19 protein-coding genes are annotated in these 17,637 nt (G+C 61.7%); 11 read left to right on the top strand and 8 right to left on the bottom strand.

The window, feature by feature from the left end; genetic code table 11:
- Positions 1 to 9: 9 nt before the first annotated feature.
- A complete protein-coding gene (locus E2L06_RS13060) occupies positions 10 to 354 on the bottom strand; it encodes a hypothetical protein (RefSeq protein ID WP_138782054.1) in 345 nt (114 codons plus the stop codon).
- Positions 355 to 581: 227 nt separating this feature from the next.
- Between E2L06_RS13060 and thrS the strand changes: the two genes are divergently transcribed.
- From thrS to glmS, 3 genes are all read left to right on the top strand, one after another.
- On the top strand, positions 582 to 2,531 hold the full coding sequence (gene thrS / locus E2L06_RS13055) for a threonine--tRNA ligase (protein ID WP_138782053.1): 1,950 nt from the start codon (positions 582 to 584) through the stop codon (positions 2,529 to 2,531).
- Between the two features lie 156 nt (positions 2,532 to 2,687).
- Positions 2,688 to 3,398 (top strand): phosphoribosyltransferase family protein, encoded by a 711-nt coding sequence (locus E2L06_RS13050; RefSeq protein ID WP_138782052.1) that lies wholly within the window; start codon positions 2,688 to 2,690, stop codon positions 3,396 to 3,398.
- Between the two features lie 187 nt (positions 3,399 to 3,585).
- A complete protein-coding gene (glmS, locus tag E2L06_RS13045) occupies positions 3,586 to 4,026 on the top strand; it encodes a methylaspartate mutase subunit S (RefSeq protein ID WP_138782051.1) in 441 nt (146 codons plus the stop codon).
- An 83-nt stretch (positions 4,027 to 4,109) separates the two neighbouring features.
- Here the strand turns inward: glmS and E2L06_RS13040 are convergent, their stop codons facing one another.
- The 3 genes from E2L06_RS13040 to E2L06_RS13030 all read right to left on the bottom strand — a co-directional run bounded on the left by E2L06_RS13040 (position 4,110) and on the right by E2L06_RS13030 (position 6,032).
- Positions 4,110 to 4,544, bottom strand: coding sequence for a universal stress protein (locus E2L06_RS13040; RefSeq protein WP_138782050.1), 435 nt, complete (start codon positions 4,542 to 4,544; stop codon positions 4,110 to 4,112).
- Positions 4,545 to 4,730: 186 nt separating this feature from the next.
- Entirely contained in the window at positions 4,731 to 5,321 is a 591-nt protein-coding gene (locus E2L06_RS13035) for a 50S ribosomal protein L15e (protein ID WP_138782049.1), read from the bottom strand.
- 174 nt (positions 5,322 to 5,495) lie between these two features.
- Positions 5,496 to 6,032, bottom strand: coding sequence for a hypothetical protein (locus E2L06_RS13030; protein ID WP_138782048.1), 537 nt, complete (start codon positions 6,030 to 6,032; stop codon positions 5,496 to 5,498).
- Positions 6,033 to 6,332: 300 nt separating this feature from the next.
- On the opposite strand from E2L06_RS13030, the gene E2L06_RS13025 reads away from it, so the two are divergent.
- Entirely contained in the window at positions 6,333 to 7,064 is a 732-nt protein-coding gene (locus tag E2L06_RS13025; protein ID WP_138782047.1) for a hypothetical protein, read from the top strand.
- A 217-nt stretch (positions 7,065 to 7,281) separates the two neighbouring features.
- Here E2L06_RS13025 and E2L06_RS13020 read toward each other — a convergent pair whose 3' ends face one another.
- Positions 7,282 to 9,036, bottom strand: coding sequence for a transposase (locus E2L06_RS13020; protein WP_138782046.1), 1,755 nt, complete (start codon positions 9,034 to 9,036; stop codon positions 7,282 to 7,284).
- Between the two features lie 105 nt (positions 9,037 to 9,141).
- Here E2L06_RS13020 and E2L06_RS13015 point away from each other — a divergent pair, with 105 nt between their 5' ends.
- Complete coding sequence (locus tag E2L06_RS13015) at positions 9,142 to 9,489, top strand: hypothetical protein (RefSeq protein ID WP_226778710.1); 348 nt, start codon at positions 9,142 to 9,144, stop codon at positions 9,487 to 9,489.
- 362 nt (positions 9,490 to 9,851) lie between these two features.
- Here E2L06_RS13015 and E2L06_RS13010 read toward each other — a convergent pair whose 3' ends face one another.
- Positions 9,852 to 10,760, bottom strand: coding sequence for a serine/threonine-protein kinase RIO2 (locus tag E2L06_RS13010; protein ID WP_138782045.1), 909 nt, complete (start codon positions 10,758 to 10,760; stop codon positions 9,852 to 9,854).
- A gap of 274 nt (positions 10,761 to 11,034) precedes the next feature.
- Between E2L06_RS13010 and E2L06_RS13005 the strand changes: the two genes are divergently transcribed.
- The 5 genes from E2L06_RS13005 (at position 11,035) to E2L06_RS12985 (ending at position 15,610) form a co-directional block, all read left to right on the top strand.
- Entirely contained in the window at positions 11,035 to 11,871 is an 837-nt protein-coding gene (locus E2L06_RS13005) for a biotin/lipoate A/B protein ligase family protein (protein ID WP_138782044.1), read from the top strand.
- 75 nt (positions 11,872 to 11,946) lie between these two features.
- Positions 11,947 to 12,819 carry a deoxyribonuclease IV gene (locus tag E2L06_RS13000; protein WP_138782556.1) on the top strand — a complete coding sequence of 291 codons (873 nt, stop codon included), beginning with the start codon at positions 11,947 to 11,949 and terminating at the stop codon, positions 12,817 to 12,819.
- A gap of 47 nt (positions 12,820 to 12,866) precedes the next feature.
- Complete coding sequence (locus tag E2L06_RS12995; protein ID WP_138782043.1) at positions 12,867 to 13,670, top strand: class I SAM-dependent methyltransferase; 804 nt, start codon at positions 12,867 to 12,869, stop codon at positions 13,668 to 13,670.
- A 184-nt stretch (positions 13,671 to 13,854) separates the two neighbouring features.
- Positions 13,855 to 14,829 (top strand): ABC transporter ATP-binding protein, encoded by a 975-nt coding sequence (locus E2L06_RS12990; RefSeq protein WP_138782042.1) that lies wholly within the window; start codon positions 13,855 to 13,857, stop codon positions 14,827 to 14,829.
- Complete coding sequence (locus tag E2L06_RS12985) at positions 14,822 to 15,610, top strand: ABC transporter permease (protein ID WP_138782555.1); 789 nt, start codon at positions 14,822 to 14,824, stop codon at positions 15,608 to 15,610. The genes E2L06_RS12990 and E2L06_RS12985 overlap by 8 nt, the downstream gene beginning before the upstream one ends.
- A 16-nt stretch (positions 15,611 to 15,626) precedes the next feature.
- On the opposite strand, the gene E2L06_RS12980 is transcribed toward E2L06_RS12985, so the two are convergent.
- Positions 15,627 to 16,289, bottom strand: coding sequence for a helix-turn-helix domain-containing protein (locus tag E2L06_RS12980; RefSeq protein ID WP_138782041.1), 663 nt, complete (start codon positions 16,287 to 16,289; stop codon positions 15,627 to 15,629).
- A 140-nt stretch (positions 16,290 to 16,429) separates the two neighbouring features.
- Between E2L06_RS12980 and E2L06_RS12975 the strand changes: the two genes are divergently transcribed.
- A complete protein-coding gene (locus E2L06_RS12975) occupies positions 16,430 to 16,795 on the top strand; it encodes a hypothetical protein (RefSeq protein ID WP_138782040.1) in 366 nt (121 codons plus the stop codon).
- Between the two features lie 8 nt (positions 16,796 to 16,803).
- Here the strand turns inward: E2L06_RS12975 and E2L06_RS12970 are convergent, their stop codons facing one another.
- Positions 16,804 to 17,493: a hypothetical protein gene (locus tag E2L06_RS12970; RefSeq protein ID WP_138782039.1), complete on the bottom strand. Its 690-nt coding sequence runs from the start codon at positions 17,491 to 17,493 to the stop codon at positions 16,804 to 16,806.
- Positions 17,494 to 17,637: the final 144 nt, after the last annotated feature.

The raw sequence follows: 17,637 nt of genomic DNA, 5'->3' as shown, positions 1-17,637 counted from the left end.
CGTCGTGACTCACGTGCGGGCACTGTACCGACGGTACACCACGACAGCGACGACCAGCGCGAGCCCACCGCCGATCGCGAGCGCGCCGCCGCCGACCCACTGGCTCCGAAATCCGATCAGCATCACGCCGAGGCTCGCGCCGAAGAGCCCGGCATGAACGAGCACCGCGACGACGACGAACGCGAGCAGCGTCGATCGTGAAATCTCGCTGAACGTCCGCTCTAGATCCTCGTTGCCACCGCTCTCGTCTCCGATCGGGTCCTCGAGTGGATCGTTCGCGAACGGATCCTCGAGCGGATCATCTCCGAACGGGTCTTCGAACGGATCGTCGTCCCCCGGCGGATCGAAGCCCACGACGTGACGTAGCCGGCCTGGAGCGAAAACCGTTCTGCCGGTGGCGCCCCATCACAATGCTTTTATCCCGCTCGAGACTACGCGTAGCCACGATGGTAGGTGTCCGCTTTACAGGGGCGTTTGCCCGTTTCTAACTCCCACCTACCGTGTATTGTGTCGGCTCCGGTCGACCAGTGTGCGGGATACGGCGCGGACACGCCACCGGGATTTTCACCACATCCACAGCCATGTCAGAATCAGATTCACAGCAGCAGATAGCGGTCGTACTGCCCGACGGATCGGAACTCGAGGTCGACGCCGATGCGACGGTCGAGGACTGTGCCTACGAGATCGGCCCCGGTCTCGGCAGCGACACGGTCGCCGGCAAACTCGACGGCGACCTCGTCGCCAAAGAGGAACCGGCCTACGACGGCGCGGAACTCGAGATCATCACGGACCAGTCCGACGAATATCTGCGCGTGATGCGCCACTCCGCGGCCCACTGTCTCGCGCAGGCCGTCGAACGGCTATACGACGCCGAGGAGGTCAAACTCGCGATCGGCCCGCCGACGGACGAGGGCTTCTACTACGACTTCGATAACTTAGATGTCGACGAGGAGGATCTCGCCAAGCTCGAGGCCGAGATGGAAGAGATCATCGACGAGGACTACGACATCGAGCGCGAGGAGGTTTCGATCGAGGATGCAGAGCAGCGGCTCGCGGACGAGCCCTACAAGCTCGAACTCCTCGAAGAACTCGCCGAGGAAGACGAGACCGTCACGTTCTACAGCCAGGGCGAGTGGGAAGACCTCTGTGCCGGCCCACACGTCGACTCGACGGGCGAGCTCGGCGCGATCGAACTGCTGGAGATCGCCGGCGCGTACTGGCGCGGCGACGAGGACAACACGATGCAGACCCGGATCTACGGGACGGCCTTCGAGGACGAAAGCGACCTCGCGGACTTCTTAGAGCGCAAGCAGGAAGCCGAGAAACGCGACCACCGCCGGATCGGCAACGAAATGGATCTCTTCTCGATTCAGGACGTCACCGGCCCCGGCCTGCCGCTGTATCACCCCGCCGGAAAGACCGTCCTGAAGGAACTCGAGGACTTCGTCGAGACGCTGAACAAGGAGGCAGGCTACGACTACGTCGAGACGCCCCACGTCTTCAAGACGGATCTCTGGCACCGGTCGGGCCACTACGAGAACTACCAGGACGACATGTTCATCTTCGACGTCGGCGACGACGAGTTCGGCCTGAAGCCGATGAACTGTCCCGGCCATGCCGCCATCTTCCAGGACCACTCCTGGAGCTACCGCGACCTCCCCATTCGGTACGCCGAGAACGGGAAAGTCTACCGCAAAGAGCAGCGCGGTGAACTCTCGGGGCTCTCGCGGGTCTGGGCGTTTACGATCGACGACGGCCACCTGTTCATTCGTCCCGACCAGATCAAACGCGAGGTCGAGGAGATCATGGACATGATCACGGACGTCCTCGAGACGTTCGACCTCGACTACGAGATGGCCCTGGCCACGCGCCCCGAGAAGTCGGTCGGCTCTGACGAGATCTGGGAGCGCGCAGAAGAGCAACTCGAGAACGTCCTCGAGTCCCATGGCCACGAGTACGAGATCGAGGAGGGCGACGGCGCGTTCTACGGGCCGAAGATCGACTTCGCGTTCGAGGACGCCATCGGGCGCTCGTGGGACGGCCCCACGGTGCAACTGGACTTCAACATGCCCGAGCGGTTCGACCTGAACTACGTCGGCGAGGACAACGAGGAACACCGCCCGGTCATGATCCACCGCGCGCTGTATGGCAGCTACGAGCGGTTCTTCATGATGCTCATCGAGCACTACGAGGGCCGGTTCCCGCTGTGGCTCGCGCCCGAGCAGGTCCGTGTGCTGCCGATCTCCGACGACAACCTCGGCTATGCCCACCGCGTGGCAAACGAGTTCGACGACTTCCGCGTCGAGGTCGACGGCCGCGACTCGACCTTAGAGCGCAAGATCCGTGCCGCCCACGACGACCGCGTGCCCTACCAGATCATCGTCGGCGACAACGAGGAAGAAGACGGGAACATCTCGGTGCGCGACCGCTTCGAGGACCAGGAGTACGACGTTGAGATCGACGAGTTCCGCGCACACCTCGAGGCCGAACGCGACGAGCAGCGGACCGAACCCGACTTCCTGCAGGACTGAGCAGTTCCTCGACCCTGTTTTCGCGCTGACCGACGCCTGATTCGGGATCGTCGGTCGTCACGTGGCGGTATTGCTCGAATGTGTGCCATGTTCGTGCTGATTCTGCACTTCAAATCTGATCGTAATATCCATAGTTGCGGAATCGTGCATATCTGTATGAACAGAGCCGAGAAGGCAGCCCTCCAGCTGCGGGCCGTCGACGTGTTGCGGATGTTGAAGGAAACGCGGACCTACGACGAGCTCGCCGAGACGACGGGGCTTCCTGCAGGCGATCTCAACCGGTACGTCAACGGGCACGTCCTCCCCGGCACCGATCGCGCACGCGAGGTCGTTGAAGACCTCGGCCGGGAGGCGTTGGCAGCGGAACTGGACGCACGCATTCGCGTCGATGACGACGGGTATGTCGACAACTCCGCGACTGTCTTCGACCAGCCGTTCCTCGATCTGGCTGCGCCGGTCGTGGCCAATGGGTTCGACTTCGAGCGCCCCGACGTCGTGCTCACTGCCGCGACCGACGGGATCACGCTCGCGGCCGCGCTCGCGAGCTATTACGGCGTCCGCTGTGCCTACGCGAAAAAGCGCAAGGAGACCGCCGTCGAGGAGTTTATCGAGGCTCGCCAGCGCTTGCAATCCGGGATCGAACTCACCTACTATTTGCCTGCCTCCGCAATCGACCACGGTGAGTCAGTGCTGGTCGTCGACGACCTCATCCGGTCGGGCGAGACTCAGGAGCTCCTACTGGACATCGCACACACTGCCGAGGCCGATGTCGCGGGTGTCTTCGCGCTGATCGCGGCTGGCGAGGACGGCATTCGGCGTGCTCGTGACCATACGGACGCGCCGGTTGGCGCGCTTACGACCGTCTAAGCGACTGTCTCCCACTCTCCTCGTACTACGCCTCTTCGAAGAGCGGCTGCACTTGCTATCCGTTCTGTCGTGAGTGTGTTTCGGCCGGACTTCCACTTGGGACCCACGTGAGGAAACCATGTGAATGAGTACCACATTATTAATCATTAGGTTTATAGTGGTGCCCGCAGTTTGTGGTGATACGCACATGACGAAGTCAGTCATCCTCGGCGTGATCGGGTCCGACGCTCACGTTGTCGGGATTACCATCCTGGAACAGGCACTGGAGGCAGCCGGATTCGACGTCGTCAACCTCGGGGTGCAGACTTCCCAGGAAGAGTTCGTCGAAGCCGCGTCCGCCAACGACGCCGAGGCTGTACTCGTCTCATCACTCTACGGCCACGCGAAACAGGACTGCGAGGGCTTCCACCAGCGCATCGCCGATGCCGACCTCGACGTGACGACTTACATCGGCGGTAACCTCGCCGTCGGACAGGACGACTTCGAGGAGACCCGCAAGTTCTTCCGCGAGATCGGCTTCGATCGGGTCTTCGACTCCGAGACCGACCCCGAAGAGGCCATCGAGGCTCTGCGGGCAGATCTGGACATTCATTCGACCGAACAGGAGAGTCAGACCGTCTCGGCGTAATCGCCGTGACGCCACCGTTTTCGCGAGTTTCGATCCGCCAGCGACCGCTGTCCGCAACTAATCTTCTGTGACGAATCTCCCCGTTACCGGACGATCGTCACCGGCACCGGCGAGCGACGAGCGACCGTTTCGGCGACGCTGCCGAGAAGAATCCGGCTCGCTCCGGTCCGGCCGTGGCTGCCGACGACGATGTGATCGACGTCGTTGTCGGCAGCGTAGTCGACGATCGACCGCGAAACACTGCCGACGACGTGGTCCGTTTCGATCTCGAGGCCGTGGTCGGCGGCCTGCTCGCTGGCTTCTTCTAGAATCTGCTCGGCTCGCTCCTCGTGGTGGCGTTGTATCTCGTCATAGTTCGCCATTGCCGTCCCCTCGACCCCGCTTACCGCGTAGAAGTCACCCGGATCGAGGACGTAGAGCGCAGTGATCGTCGCATCCGGATACTCCGAGCAGGCGAACTCGAGCGCGTCCGTCGATTGCGCCGAGTCGTCAACTGCCACGAGAACGTGCCGTGCCATACGCAGCGGTACGTCGGCCCGTGGAATAAGTCCATCTCTTGGCGTAACCACGCGGGAACGCGTCTCCAGGCTGGCAGACGGTGGGTCGTGATCGATGCGCGTCGCGTCGGCTCAGCTGCGGCTGTTGTACGCGCTGTGTTCGACTCGACTCGCAGAAAAACCGACGCGAAATCGGGTGGTCGCGTGTTACTTCGCGCGACCCTGGCCGCCGGTGTTGGACGGGCGGACCTTCTCGGCACCTTTGCCGCGGTTGTTGAGCCCACGGTTTGCCGTGCCGGCGTTGGTGAGCCCGCGGAACGCGCGGTTGGTGTGGTCGTCGCTGCAGATCCAGTTGAGGTCGTCGTCGTTCTCGATCGCGGGGTGGTTCGGATCGACGAGGATCACTTCGAACCACTTCTGCGAGCCGTCTTCACCGACCCAGTAGCTGTTGAGCACGCGCAGGTTGGGGTACTTCCGGGAGACGCGCTCTTCACCGATGCGCTGGATGTTTTTGCGCCGCCCGATGCGGTTGACACCCTGGCGCTTCGTTCGGCGGCCGGCCGTGAATCGCTCCTTCCGGGCGGTCCCTTTGCGGACCGACACGCGGGTCATGACGATGCCCTGTTTGGCCTTGTAGCCGAGTTCGCGCGCTTTGTCGAGTCGCGTCGGGCGGTCGATCCGTTCGATCGCGCCCTGCTTGCGCCACTCCTGTTTGCGCTGCCACTGCAGTTCCCCGAGCTTGCCGTCGTCGGGGTCTTTCCATGCGTCCTTGATGTGGGAATAGAAGCTTTTTGCCATCGTATTCACCCGCGGGCGTTTCCTGGTTCAATCCTGGCCGGGGCACATGCCCCGCGGATCACATCCCGACCTGTGGCACGTCACCGTGCAGGTGCCCGCTGATGCCCGCGAACCAGCGAGTCTACCGGACCTACCCAACTCTCGAGTATAAGGGCTTCGAACTCCGCGAGCGGGCTACCGCACCGGCACGCGCTCGCGGACGCCGTGCGGTGCGATGCCGTTGATCGTCGCGAAGACGGCACCCAGGACCAGCCCGTACACGAGGTGGCCGAGTCCGAACACGAGCGCACTAACGAGCTCTGCCGTGGGCCCTGGACCCGGGACCGGCAGGAACGGCATCGGTAACGCGGCCACGCCGGCCCGCTCCATCGCGATCGGGAACACGACGCCACCGGCGAAGAGCCCGATGATCGCACCGAAGGCGAGGCCTGCGATGACGTAGTCGCTGAAATCGCTCACCTGCTGCTGGATCCAACCCCGCGAGAAGATGGCGGCGAACACCAGCCCGAACGCGATGCTGATCATCAGGTGGATCGCCCACCCGGCACCGACTGCGAGTTCGGGTTCCACTGCGAGACCGCCCAGCAGTTCGATCTGGTCGCCGCCGAAGTGCAGCACCAGCCCCATGGCGATACCGGCGACCAACCCGCCCGTGACGCCGCCGCCCCACACACCGACGCCGTCGAGATCGTGTGTCGTGCTAGCACTCATATATAGGGCTACGGATGCGAGGCAGATTAATTCAAGCATTCACCGATGACAGTGAGTGTGACGTACATCAGTAGTTCCAGCAGTGTGACCGATCGGCGCTCGAGCGGATCGAATACCGGACAAATGCGTGACCTCGACCGTCCGTCGTGGAACGAGTGGCGGAGCCGCCGAGCTATGACTGAAACACCTGTATTGGTAATTCGAACTCTGTACTCGAGCGAGCCTTCGATCCCCAACGAGCCCATTTACGAACTCGTATGACAGTACGAGTATATCTACTTCGAGCGCGTATCTTGTCACATGACCTTTCGCATTACCGACGCGATGTCAGACGGATTTTCCCGTACCACCGAGCGAAACGGACTCACCTTCATCGCCGTGTTCGCCGCCCTCGCACTCCTGAACGCACTCGTGACGTCCGCTGGGTTCGACCCCGCGGCCGGGACAGCGCCTGCATCCGGGGCGGTCGGGCTCGTCACCGGCCTACTCTCGCTGGTGATCGGGGTTGTGACGGTCGCAGCTGCCATCGTTGCGCTCCGGACGTTCGCGTCGGCAGAAACCGAGACGATTCCCCGCGAGTTCCGCCGCCACCGGATCGGAATCGCCACGCTCAACGTTTTCGTCGGCACGATCGTCTATGTGTTGCTCGTCGCCGTCGGTAGCGTCTTCCTGCTCGTGCCGGGGCTGTTCGTGCTCGTCAGCCTCTACTACTGGAGCGTCTTCGTCGCGGTCGATGACCAGAGCTTCATACAGGGCTTTCGCAGCAGCTGGACGCTGACCGGTGGCCGTCGCCTTCGGCTGTTCGGGCTCGGTGTCGCCGTCCTGTTCGTCGGCATCGCCGTCAACGGAGCCGCCGGGATTCCGGCGATTTTCCTCGGCGGTGCCGCCGGGCTCGTGCTCACGCAACTCGTCGCTGCGGTCGTCACGGTCTACACGCTCGCAACCACCGCTCGCGCGTACGACCAGCTTCGGAGCCTCGAGCCACCCGTCGACGCCGACCCCCGACCGGGCTCCGCCGGGATGCCCGCCTGAGCCTGTTCCTCAGCGGTCCACGCTTCTGGGATGTAGAGTGTCTACAAACGAGCTTCGGAGGAATCAAATAAAATCCGAGTGGAACTCTCTCGAATCCTATGTCGCAATTCTTGGTTCGCTAAGCAAGATGTGCTGAGCAGCGTCCAACACGCGATTTAGGAGATAGAACGCGAGTCCTGCGGCTTGCCGCAGGCGAGCCACACCGAGTGCTTTCCGCTTAGCCACCTTGTCGGAGTGATTGACTGACCGCCCGGACGAATGTCCTGGCGGTCACGACCGGCGGCGATCTGATCTCGCGATCTGTTCCGAGCTTCACCAAGTAATCGGTAAGCTTCCAGAGATTGTACAACAATGCTGCGAACGTGAAGCTGAACAACCGAACACGGTAGTCCTTCGAGGACGTCTTGGGAAGAAATGCTTTCACCGACTTGTACTGATTTTCGATATCCCAGCGTCGGCTGTAGCTGTTGGTGACGTGTATGATCTCCTCGGGAGCGACGTGATCACGGTTGGTCACGAACACGGCATAGCTTCCTTCAGCTTCCTCATCAGTCGCTGGTGCGTACAGGAACTCTGCGGTGTGGTGGAGTTCGCCATCAATGGCGAACGGAACATCGTTCTTGACAGCGGCGTCAACTCCTTCTTTGCTCTTGATTTTCCCGATTGCCTCATAATCGTCTTCATACTTCGGCACTGGCGTCATGTACACAAGCCCGCGGTCGTGAATCGTTGCGTACACCTCGTTACTGTAGAATCCCCGGTCTAGGAGCACTTCGTCGAGATCGACGTACTGCTGGGCTGTGTCCAGCAGTACGTCAACCACATCCGCCTTCGAATCGGCTGGCGCATCTTCTGGTTCCCATGCAGAGCGTTCCTTGACTGGCTCGATACCCAGGATGATTGGGACATCGTTCCCGACGATCGTGATCGTCGCGAACGTATACCCGTGCTTGATTTCACCGTCTTCTTTGTACCCGCTGACCATCGGCGGATACTCTGCTTTCGGGATTTTCTCGTCCTTGTCGATCCACGGCCAGACGTGGTAGGGGACGTGTGTGAAGTCGACGGCCGCCACAACGTGGCGGTCGTCGAAGGGATCCTCGTGACGAATCGTCTTGAGAATATTTTCGGTCGCCGCGTTGAACGAGGCCATCACAGCCTCTCGATACAGCTCAGTGAACGCGACGATATCCTCGATCTGCAACTCCTGAACGGAGCGAGTTACTTCCTCGTCGGATGGCGTCGCAAACTGCTTGATTACTCGGAGAAACGTCGAGTCGTCACAGATCTCGTTCTCTTCAAGGAACCACCCAGCTTCTCCCTCTGAATGAGCGCTCCCCTGCGTGAGGCACGCGTTGGAGAACAGATCAAGGATCTGTTCGTCCTCATATACCCTGTTGTCGGCTCTATCGGAGTCGAACTCGGCGAAGCCGTGTCGGCGAGCGAGTTCGACGACCTTACTCCCGTGCTCGCGCACGTGTGCGCGAGACACTGTCGAATCGGATTTATCGTCGTTCGTTTCCTTTTCATCTAGGTTAATTGGAATGAGTGCCTCCGAAATAACGTCGTGATCACGGGCTTCACGAGCTATTCCCTTCGCAGCGGCCTCAAGCGTGGTCTTGGTTTGCTCGCTGAATTGGTTCCAAGCGTATGAGAGATTCTGCTGAGTCGGCACCCTGTTCAAACCTAGCTGTTTCAGCAGTGCTGGACGGTTCTCAAGCCGATCTGCGACCTCGCTTTGGGCGAGGTCGTAGATCGTCTGGTAGATGTAGACTCGTGCCATTGACTCGGTTCCGAACGAGACTTTGTGCTGTTGTCGAGTGTCTGTTAGTCCATCCACGGGAATCGAGACGTCTCCAAGTACACGCCAGAGATGATCAGCTGTTTCACAGACTTTCTTGGCGTGGATGACGATCGCCCCCGCCAAAGCGGGGGCATCGTCATCAACTGCAGGAGTGATGTTAGATGCCATTAACAGTCAGTCCAGATACTGAAACCGAAGGAGAGACTCCCCATTAGGGCACCTCATTTGGACCCACGCCGAACGGTTATTTACGCACCAAGAGCTACTTGGAGTATGGCTCAAGATGGATCCCTTGTTGAATCGCTTCCAGACCGCCCACTCAAGGATACTGAGCGTGACTCACTCGAACGACACGAGAGCATCCAGTCAATAATGCCTCAGACGACGAAATTTGATCCGGAACACGGGATGGTTATGGACACCGCGATGTTCATTGGCTACGACTGGGTGACAGCCGTGACCTACGAAGCAGGTCACGGCTGGAGGGTTGTCTACGAGAGCGGTATGGAAGATAACATCCTCTCAGATGGGTTTCTGCGAAGCGAAGAGCTCTACGAAGAGCATCCGATTCAGCAAGGAATGGACGCTATGAGCGCTGTTGCCTCGGAAGACGAAGAATAGTTTCTTTTTCAAACAGCTTCTCTGAGGGCGATCGTAACGGGTGTCAGCTGTATGGTGGTTTGTAGAATTTGAGATCCCGAAGTTGTGGCGGTCACCTAACCTCGATTTTATATATCGATATATCCTGTATAGTGTGGCGACTGCCGCGCTCCACCTATGGACAGTCTCGAGGCTGGTAGCGTCGAGTCTACCGAGAAACGGTACGGTCGCAGCGAGACTGGTGGGGTTTCATCCGCGATTCGATCCTGTGACGGCCGCATTGCTGGATCGCGATCGAGGGCAGCTTCGAGCGTGGGTGCGACGCAGGGAATACCCATTCGACCTCACGCTGCTCGAACGAGCGTCGATGAAACCTGCTGCGATCAGATGAAGTCGGTAACCGACTCGAACGAGTCGGCGGTGATCGCATCGGCCACCTCGTCAGTGGGGAGGTCGTCGGGCACGTGCTGGGGGTACTTGCGGCGGAAGTAGCCCACGATGTTGGTCAGGTCCCGCCGGAGGAACTCGTCGGCGTTTTCGTGATCCGTCGGGACGGCTTGGGGCCAGTCGAAGATCTTCACGCCCGCCTCGTTGACGAAGACGTTGTACTCGCTCATGTCCGCGTGGACGTATCCGTGCGCGTACGAGCGGTCGATTTCAGAGATCAAGAGATCGAGCACGCCCAGTACCTGGTCGTCCTCGAGTCGGGTTCGTGAGAGCTCGACGCCGTCCATCTTCTCCATGACGATGGCGTGGCGGTTCTGCCCGATCGGCTGGGGAACCGCGACGTCAGGGTAGAGTTCCTCGAGAATGTCGTGCTCGCGTTCGGCGGCTTTTCGGGCGGTGTACATCCAGGAAACGTGCTCGTTGTCGGACGTGTAATCGCGTTCCTTGTGGACTTCCCGGAAGTTCGTATAGCCCTCGCGGTGATATTTCAGCGCGAGCGGTTTGTACGATTTGACCTCGTAGACGTCGCTTTCCTTGCCGACGCCAAGGGGCGAGCCGAACTCCGAGATGGTGTCCTGTTCGACGAGTGCCCGCAACGCGAGGACGTCGTAGCCCTCGAACTGCAGCGTGTAGCCCTCGTACTGGATGGTCTTTTTCTCGATCAACCCGCGTTTGAGACAGCGCTCGAGGCGATAGTCGACCTCCTCTTCGGTCAGATTGGCAAACTTCGGGAGCTTCTCGCGCTGGACCCATTCCGAAAAGCGCATCCCCTGTTCGACCCCCGAGAGGAGATAGAAGTCTTCGTCCTCGAGTTCCGGAAGCAATCCGGCGACGTTTCGCACCATAGCCATCGATAGCCAGTGAGTACGTAAAAACGGCGTGACGGACGGCGGTCGGGTCGCCGTCGCTGTCGGACAACCCGATTCGGTCGCCGATCGTACCGTCCATCGTCGTTGTGGCGACGAGTCGTGGGCCCGATCGAGTACCGGCGACATGCACCGTCGCGACTGCCGTGTGTCGACTCGAGACGCTCGTTCTACCCCTCGTGAACCACATATCGATATACAGAATCGAGTCACTGCCGGAATCGCTTTGCGTCTCGTCCGTGTTGAGTCGTACATGACAACGCTTGCCGATCGGGACTGGCGACTGATCAGGGACGAACCCCGCGCAGGCGCGACGCAGATGGCCCTCGAGGAAGTCGCCGCGCGAACGGCACTCGAAGACGACCTGCGGACCGTCCGCGTCTACTCGTGGGAACCGAGCACGCTCTCGCTTGGGTATCGCCAGGACGTCGAGACCGTCGACTGGGACTTCTGTGACCGCGAGGGAATCGACGTCACACGTCGCCAGACTGGCGGCGGTGGGATCTACCACGACCGCTATGCCGACATCTCGTACACGATCGTCGCGCCAGCCGACGAGGTGCCGGGCGACCTGATGGACTGTTACGAACTGTTCTGCGAGCCGATCCTCGAGGCGTTCGACCGGATGGGCGTCGACGCCGCCTTCGCGTCGGCCGAACAGGACGCGATCTACCAGCCCTCGTGCTATCTACGCGATATCAATCCGGCACACGACATCGTCGCGTCGGCGGATGCGGGCGCGGACGCACAGAAGATCAGCGGGAACGCCCAGTACCGCCAGCGTGACGTCGTCATCCAGCATGGGTCGATCAGTTATGCCCTCGAGCCGCGCAACCATGTTGGCGTCTTCGATACCGACATCGCGGAATCGACGTTCACCGATCGAGTGACGAGCATTCGCGACGAGGCGGGAATCGACCGCGATGTGGCTGTCGACGCAATCGCAGGGGCGCTGGGTGACTGGTCGGACGCCACGGAATCGACGTGGCACGACGACGAACTCGACGCCGCCCGCGAGCTGGCTGCTCGGAAGTTCGGCAGCGATGGGTGGATTCGCGACCGGGAGGTTCTCGCGGCGGACGAGCAGTAATCGAGCGACAGCGAGACCTACTCGAGACGCTCCGAAGTACCTATCACGGCCCGGTACTGACGGGAATCCATGACGATGAAGGTTGGCGCACACGTTTCGATCTCCGGATCACGTGTCTCCTCCGACGAGGAGACGCCGCCGTACGACGACATCCGCAACGCCGTCTGCCGGCAAGTCAACTTCGGCGGGAACTGCGGCCAGATCTTTACGACGTCGCCGCAGGTCTGGGCCCAGCCCGAGATTTCTGACGAGGCCGCCGAAGGCTTTCGTGAGGAAAGCGACGCCAAACTCGAGGGGCCGTGGGTGATCCACTCCTCGTATCTGGTCAACCTCTGTACGCCAAAGGAGGACCTCCGACGCAAGTCGATGGAGAGCATGCAGGCCGAACTCGATGCGGCCGCAAAGCTGGGTGTTCCGTACGTGAACGTCCACCTTGGGGCCCACACCGGCGCTGGCGTCGAGGGTGGACTGGATAACGCCGCGAGCGTCATCGACGACCTCGAGGTGCCCGAGGGCGTACAGATCCTGATCGAATCCGACGCCGGCAGCGGCACGAAACTCGGCGGCGAGTTCGACCACCTCGCGGGGATCATCGACCGCACGGAAACGGACATCGGGATCTGTATCGACACGGCACACACGCTCGTCGCGGGCAACGACCTCACGACGCCCGAGGCGGTCGACGAGACCGTCGGTCGGTTCGACGACGTGGTTGGCCTCGAGTATCTCGAGTACCTCCACCTCAACGACTCGAAACACGACGTGGGGACTCACAAGGACGAACACGCCCACATCGGCGAGGGGTACATCGGCGAGGACGGTATGCAGGCGATCGTCAACCACCCGGATCTGCGGGACCTGCCCTTCGCACTCGAGACGCCGACGGAAGACGGGCGTGGCTTCGCGTGGAACATTCAGACGGTCAAAGAACTGCGCGACGACGAATAGGGGTCTAGATCGACTCGTTTTTACTCGAGACGCCGCTACCGTGGGCCGTGCGCGAGTTCTCCGAAGACTATCTCAGTCGGACCCGCGAGGGGATGTGGGCTGACTCCCGTGACGCCCTCGAGCCGCTTGGCCTCGACTCCCGCGAGCGGATCCTCGACGTGGGCTGTGGCACCGGCGAGTTGAGTCGCGTCCTCGCGGCGGAGTCGCCCGGTGAGGTGATCGGCTGTGATGCCGATCCGGACCTGCTCGCGGCCGCCGCCGAGTACGTCCCTGCCGTCGCTGGTGATGCCTATCAGCTGCCGTTTCCCGACGAAACGTTCGATCTCGTCGTCTGTCAGGCCTTGCTGATCAACCTGCCCGAGCCCGCGGCCGCGCTGGCCGAGTTCGCCCGCGTCTCGAGGGACCTCGTCGCGGCCGTCGAGCCCGACAACGCCGCGGTCGAGATCGACTCGAGCGTCGATGCTGAAGGCCCCCTCGAGCGCCGTGCCCGGCGGGCCTACCTCGACGGTGTCAGTACGGACGTGGCGCTCGGGGCCGACGCCAGCGAGGCGTTCGAGGACGCAGGTCTCGAGGTACTCGCGACCCGACGGTACGACCACGTTCGGACGGTCGAACCGCCGTATAGCGACGCCGCGTTACGGGCTGCTCGTCGGAAGGCGACCGGCGACGGGCTGGCCGACGACCGGGAGACGATGCTCTCGGGTGCGCTGACCGAACGCGAATACGACGATCTCCGGGGGTCGTGGCGTGAGATGGGGCGGGATGTCATCGAGCAGATGCAAGCCCGCGAGTACCGCCGCGAGGAGATCGTTCCGTTCCACGTGACCGTCGGTCGGACTCCGGAGTCGTAGCGCTTGCTGGCGAGACGCTGTGGCCATCCGACAGGCCCACTACAAAATTGACGACCAGTACGTTGTCGAACAGATGATGGGCGTTATGCTGTGAGCGGACACTGACCCCGACGTTTTTCTGACTAATATCTCGCGACGTGGAAGTACTCGTCACACCGATATGTCTTCCCCGTGAATCGAGCGTATGGCCGCGATCGAACTCGAGGGGCTGACAAAAGATTACGGCAACGTCCTCGCAAACGACGACGTTACCTTCGACGTCGAGCGCGGCGAGATCTTCGGCTACCTCGGCCCGAACGGTGCGGGGAAGACGACGACGATCCGGACGCTGCTCGGGTTACTCTCACCGACTGCGGGGACGGCCCGAGTGCTGGGCCAGGAGATCACCGACGAGGGACAACTGCTCGAGGCCAAACAGCGGCTCGGCTACCTCCCCGACAATCCGGCGTTCGACGAGACGGCGACCGGCCGGGAAGTCCTCGAGTTACACGCCTCGATCAAGGGCGACGAGCGAAGCGAGGAGTTACTCGACCTGTTCGATCCACCACTCGACCGCGAGATCCGGGAGTATTCGCGTGGGAACGTCCAGAAGCTCGGGCTCGTCGCGACGTTCATGCACGATCCCGACTTGGTGATCCTCGATGAACCGACCAGCGGCCTCGACCCGCTGTTACAACAGCGATTCAACGAGTTCGTCCGGGCCGAACGCGACGACGGCCTGACGGTGTTTTTCTCCTCGCACATCTTGAGCGAGGTCCGAAAGCTGTGCGACCGCGTCGGGATCATCCGCGACGGTCGGCTCGTCACAGTCGAGCCGGTCGAATCGCTGCTCGATCGAAGCGGGAAGGTCGTTCGCGTACACGCCGCGGAGTCGATCCCCCGACGGGCGCTCGAGCTCGACGGCGTCCACGGGCTCACGGCCGACGCCAGCGCAGGCGCGAGCGACGGAACGGAGTACGTCTTTACGTTCACCGGTGACGTCAACGACCTGCTCGAACGACTGCGGGAGTACCGACTGCTCGATCTGTCGGTCGAGGAAGCGCCGCTCGAGGAGGTCTTCATGCGGTTTTATGATGACGAGGCAGTCGACGGGGACAGCACGTTCGACGGGGCCGATCGCGTGGTTGCCGGGAACACAGGGGGTGATGGCGGTGTTTGAACTGACGCGATACGACGGCCGCCGTCGGATCCGCGGGAGCCTCTATCTCTCGATCGGATTGTCCGCTCTCGCCGCGATGGTCATCTGGGTGTATCCGTCGTTCAAGACCGAGGTCGATCTGGATCAGCTCATCGCGGCGTATCCCGAGCCGATCGTGCAGGTGATGGGGGTGCAGACGATGGCGAGTCTCGGCGGCTTTCTCTCGTTCGAACTCTACACGTTCGGCTGGATCATCCTGCTTGGCCTGTATCTGGCTTACAGCACCGCGGGGACGATCGCCGACGATGTCGACCGCGGCCGGATGGACGTGCTGTTGTCGCTGCCGATCTCCCGCCGGCGGCTGCTCGGTGAACGCTTCGTTGCGATGGCCGTCCCGATCGTCGGTGCGAACGTCATCCCGCCGGTCGTCGTCTACGTCGGCGCACGACTGATCGACGAACCGCTCGCCGCCGCCGACGTACTCGCGGTTCACCTGCTCTCGATCCCCTACCTGTTTGCCTGTGCGGGCATCGGGCTGCTCGCGTCGGTCGTCTTCGACCGGGCGGGCATCGCCCAGCGCGTCGCCCTCGGCGTGACGTTCGCGCTGTTTCTCTCGGAGTCGTTGCTGTCGGGGACCGACGCCGAGGCGGTCGGCGCGATCGCACCGATGCGCTACTACGATCCGAACGAAATCTTGCTCGAGGGGACGTACGAACTCGCCGATGCGGGTATCCTCGTCGCGATGACTGCCGTCTTCTTCGTCGCTGCGCAGTTGTGGTTTACTCGCACTGATATCGCCTGACTGCGAGTGCGCTCACTTACGTCCGGGTGTCGTTCGGGTACACGGTGTTTTCGATGAGGGTTTTGGTGCCGCGACGAAACCGTTCTGACGCCGCGTTCGACGAAATGCCAAACTGCGTCCCGAGCTCGGCAAGCGAACACGAGCGCGGAATGTCGAGATACCCCTCGTCGACGGCGGCGACGAGCACTTCGTGCTGTCGGTCCGTCAGTCCGAATCGAGACTGCGCGCTGTGTTTTGGCCTCCAGTCTTCGTACAGTTGCTTGAGTTCGATATCGAAGCCGTGGCCGCGAAAGAAATCGTGATACTGCTCGAGTGACTCCTCGTCCGGAAGCGCAGCGCGGATGTCCCACCCGTCGGCAGTCGCGATCGCCTTCTGGAGGAGTGCCCCCATCTCGACGACTGTCGGGTAGACGCTGGCTTGACGTCCCTCGGCGGTCAACTCGAGATGGTAGAGCCGTTGGTCGTCGAATTCGATAACCCGAACCGGCGGCTTGAGGGTTGGGTCCGCTTCGATGCCGGTCTCGAACGCACCGAACGCGGGACCGTCCACCCAGACGAGCATTCGATGTGTCCCATTCCCGATGAGGTCTGACCGTTCCCACGTAATCTCGATGTTGGGTGCATGTGATAATGCCTCTCGTAGAATGGGATAGTCGATCCGGAACGTTGTGAGTAGCATACTAATAGTTGGTACCGTTACGGACCCGCTCCCCTTTGCGCGTTTTGGTCCACACCTAATCAATAATCATTATGGACTATATAAATGGCGTGAATACTTACGCCACATCACTATCCGACAGACTAGTCCATTATCGAACAATGTCTGACCGGAACGCGGAGGGGAATCAAGGATCTACTTCGATCGACGCGTGGTTCGACGTTTTGAGCGACCCGCGTCGTCGATTCCTCTGTCGGTATATGTTGCAAACGGAAGCGGATATCGTGACACATGAGGATCTCATCGACTTCGTTATCGAGCGCGATTCGACTCTCTCTGACGAGGTATCCGATCGGCAGAGCGTCGCGATGGAGCTTCGCCACGTTCATCTGCCGAAACTCGACAGCACCGACGCCGCTGATTACGAGCCACGAGAAGAGCAGGTTTTCATTGATTCTGCGACACTTCTGGCGCAACTCGAGACCGTCCAATCGACGGTCGAAGACATACAGCAGGCCGACGGATAACGACCGCGTCAGACGACGTCCCCACGGACGGTCACGCCGTCTTGTCGGTCACGCCAGGCGTGCAGTTCCCGGGCAGCGTCCGTGGCCTCGTCTGCGTCCAGTCCGAGCATCTCGAGTGCGCGCGACAGCGTCGGCAGCGCCAACTCGCTGTCGCGGAGTTTTCGGAACGCGTCGTCGCTTCTGGTGCCGTCGGCCCAGAGACAGACCCCACGGGGATCGAGCAACTGCGTGTAGTCCTCACGCAGTTGTGCGCCACGGAGCCGCTGGGTGACGTTGTCCTCGAACGGCGCGTTACAGACCTCGAGGTGGATGGGTTCGTCGTCCTCGAGGAGGTGCGCGGCGAGACACTTCTCGGGTGCAGCGTGGCCGTTGGCGTTGGCTCGCAGATAGTGGGGGTACTCGCGAGCCCAGTCGGCTCGGACGGTCTTGCCGACGCCCTCGATGCCGTGAGACTCGTGAAACTGGCTGTCCGGGTCCGCGTCGTCATCGCTTGCGTTCGCAGTCGCCGGCGCGCTGTCGTCACGCATGAGGATGTCCTTCGTGAGGTAGACATCCAATCGATCGACGGGGTCGAGCCCCAGCGCCACGTCGCCGACAGCCCACACCTCGCGAACGGGGACCGGTAGCCGCTCGTCTTCGACAGTGTCGACCAGTCGCTCGAGGCGGTCGGCCGCCGCGTCCCGGGCGAATCCACTCATCGTGCGGTGGTGGGCGCTCGAGTCGCAAAACGGTTTCCCGTCTCTCGGCGTCGTGCCCGGGAGTGGGCTGTCAGTGGCGACGAGAGCGTCGTGCCGTCATGATCGATGGCACATCGGCCCCGGGCGTCGCCCCGCTGGCTGCCA

The organism is Haloterrigena sp. H1 (assembly GCF_005938085.1).
GTDB lineage: Archaea > Halobacteriota > Halobacteria > Halobacteriales > Natrialbaceae > Natrinema.
This window is presented reverse-complemented; position numbering and strand designations above follow the sequence as displayed.

Coding starts and splice junctions, on each gene's coding strand:
- E2L06_RS13040 (WP_138782050.1), bottom strand. CDS start 4,544: ATGGCACGGCACGTTCTCGTGGCAGTTGACGACTCGGCGCAATCGACG.
- E2L06_RS12975 (WP_138782040.1), top strand. CDS start 16,430: ATGTCTGACCGGAACGCGGAGGGGAATCAAGGATCTACTTCGATCGAC.
- E2L06_RS12970 (WP_138782039.1), bottom strand. CDS start 17,493: ATGAGTGGATTCGCCCGGGACGCGGCGGCCGACCGCCTCGAGCGACTG.
- E2L06_RS13025 (WP_138782047.1), top strand. CDS start 6,333: ATGACCTTTCGCATTACCGACGCGATGTCAGACGGATTTTCCCGTACC.
- glmS (WP_138782051.1), top strand. CDS start 3,586: ATGACGAAGTCAGTCATCCTCGGCGTGATCGGGTCCGACGCTCACGTT.
- E2L06_RS12980 (WP_138782041.1), bottom strand. CDS start 16,289: ATGCTACTCACAACGTTCCGGATCGACTATCCCATTCTACGAGAGGCA.
- E2L06_RS12990 (WP_138782042.1), top strand. CDS start 13,855: ATGGCCGCGATCGAACTCGAGGGGCTGACAAAAGATTACGGCAACGTC.
- E2L06_RS13015 (WP_226778710.1), top strand. CDS start 9,142: ATGGCTCAAGATGGATCCCTTGTTGAATCGCTTCCAGACCGCCCACTC.
- E2L06_RS13050 (WP_138782052.1), top strand. CDS start 2,688: ATGAACAGAGCCGAGAAGGCAGCCCTCCAGCTGCGGGCCGTCGACGTG.
- E2L06_RS13030 (WP_138782048.1), bottom strand. CDS start 6,032: ATGAGTGCTAGCACGACACACGATCTCGACGGCGTCGGTGTGTGGGGC.
- E2L06_RS13005 (WP_138782044.1), top strand. CDS start 11,035: ATGACAACGCTTGCCGATCGGGACTGGCGACTGATCAGGGACGAACCC.
- E2L06_RS13020 (WP_138782046.1), bottom strand. CDS start 9,036: ATGGCATCTAACATCACTCCTGCAGTTGATGACGATGCCCCCGCTTTG.
- E2L06_RS13035 (WP_138782049.1), bottom strand. CDS start 5,321: ATGGCAAAAAGCTTCTATTCCCACATCAAGGACGCATGGAAAGACCCC.
- E2L06_RS13010 (WP_138782045.1), bottom strand. CDS start 10,760: ATGGTGCGAAACGTCGCCGGATTGCTTCCGGAACTCGAGGACGAAGAC.
- thrS (WP_138782053.1), top strand. CDS start 582: ATGTCAGAATCAGATTCACAGCAGCAGATAGCGGTCGTACTGCCCGAC.
- E2L06_RS13000 (WP_138782556.1), top strand. CDS start 11,947: ATGAAGGTTGGCGCACACGTTTCGATCTCCGGATCACGTGTCTCCTCC.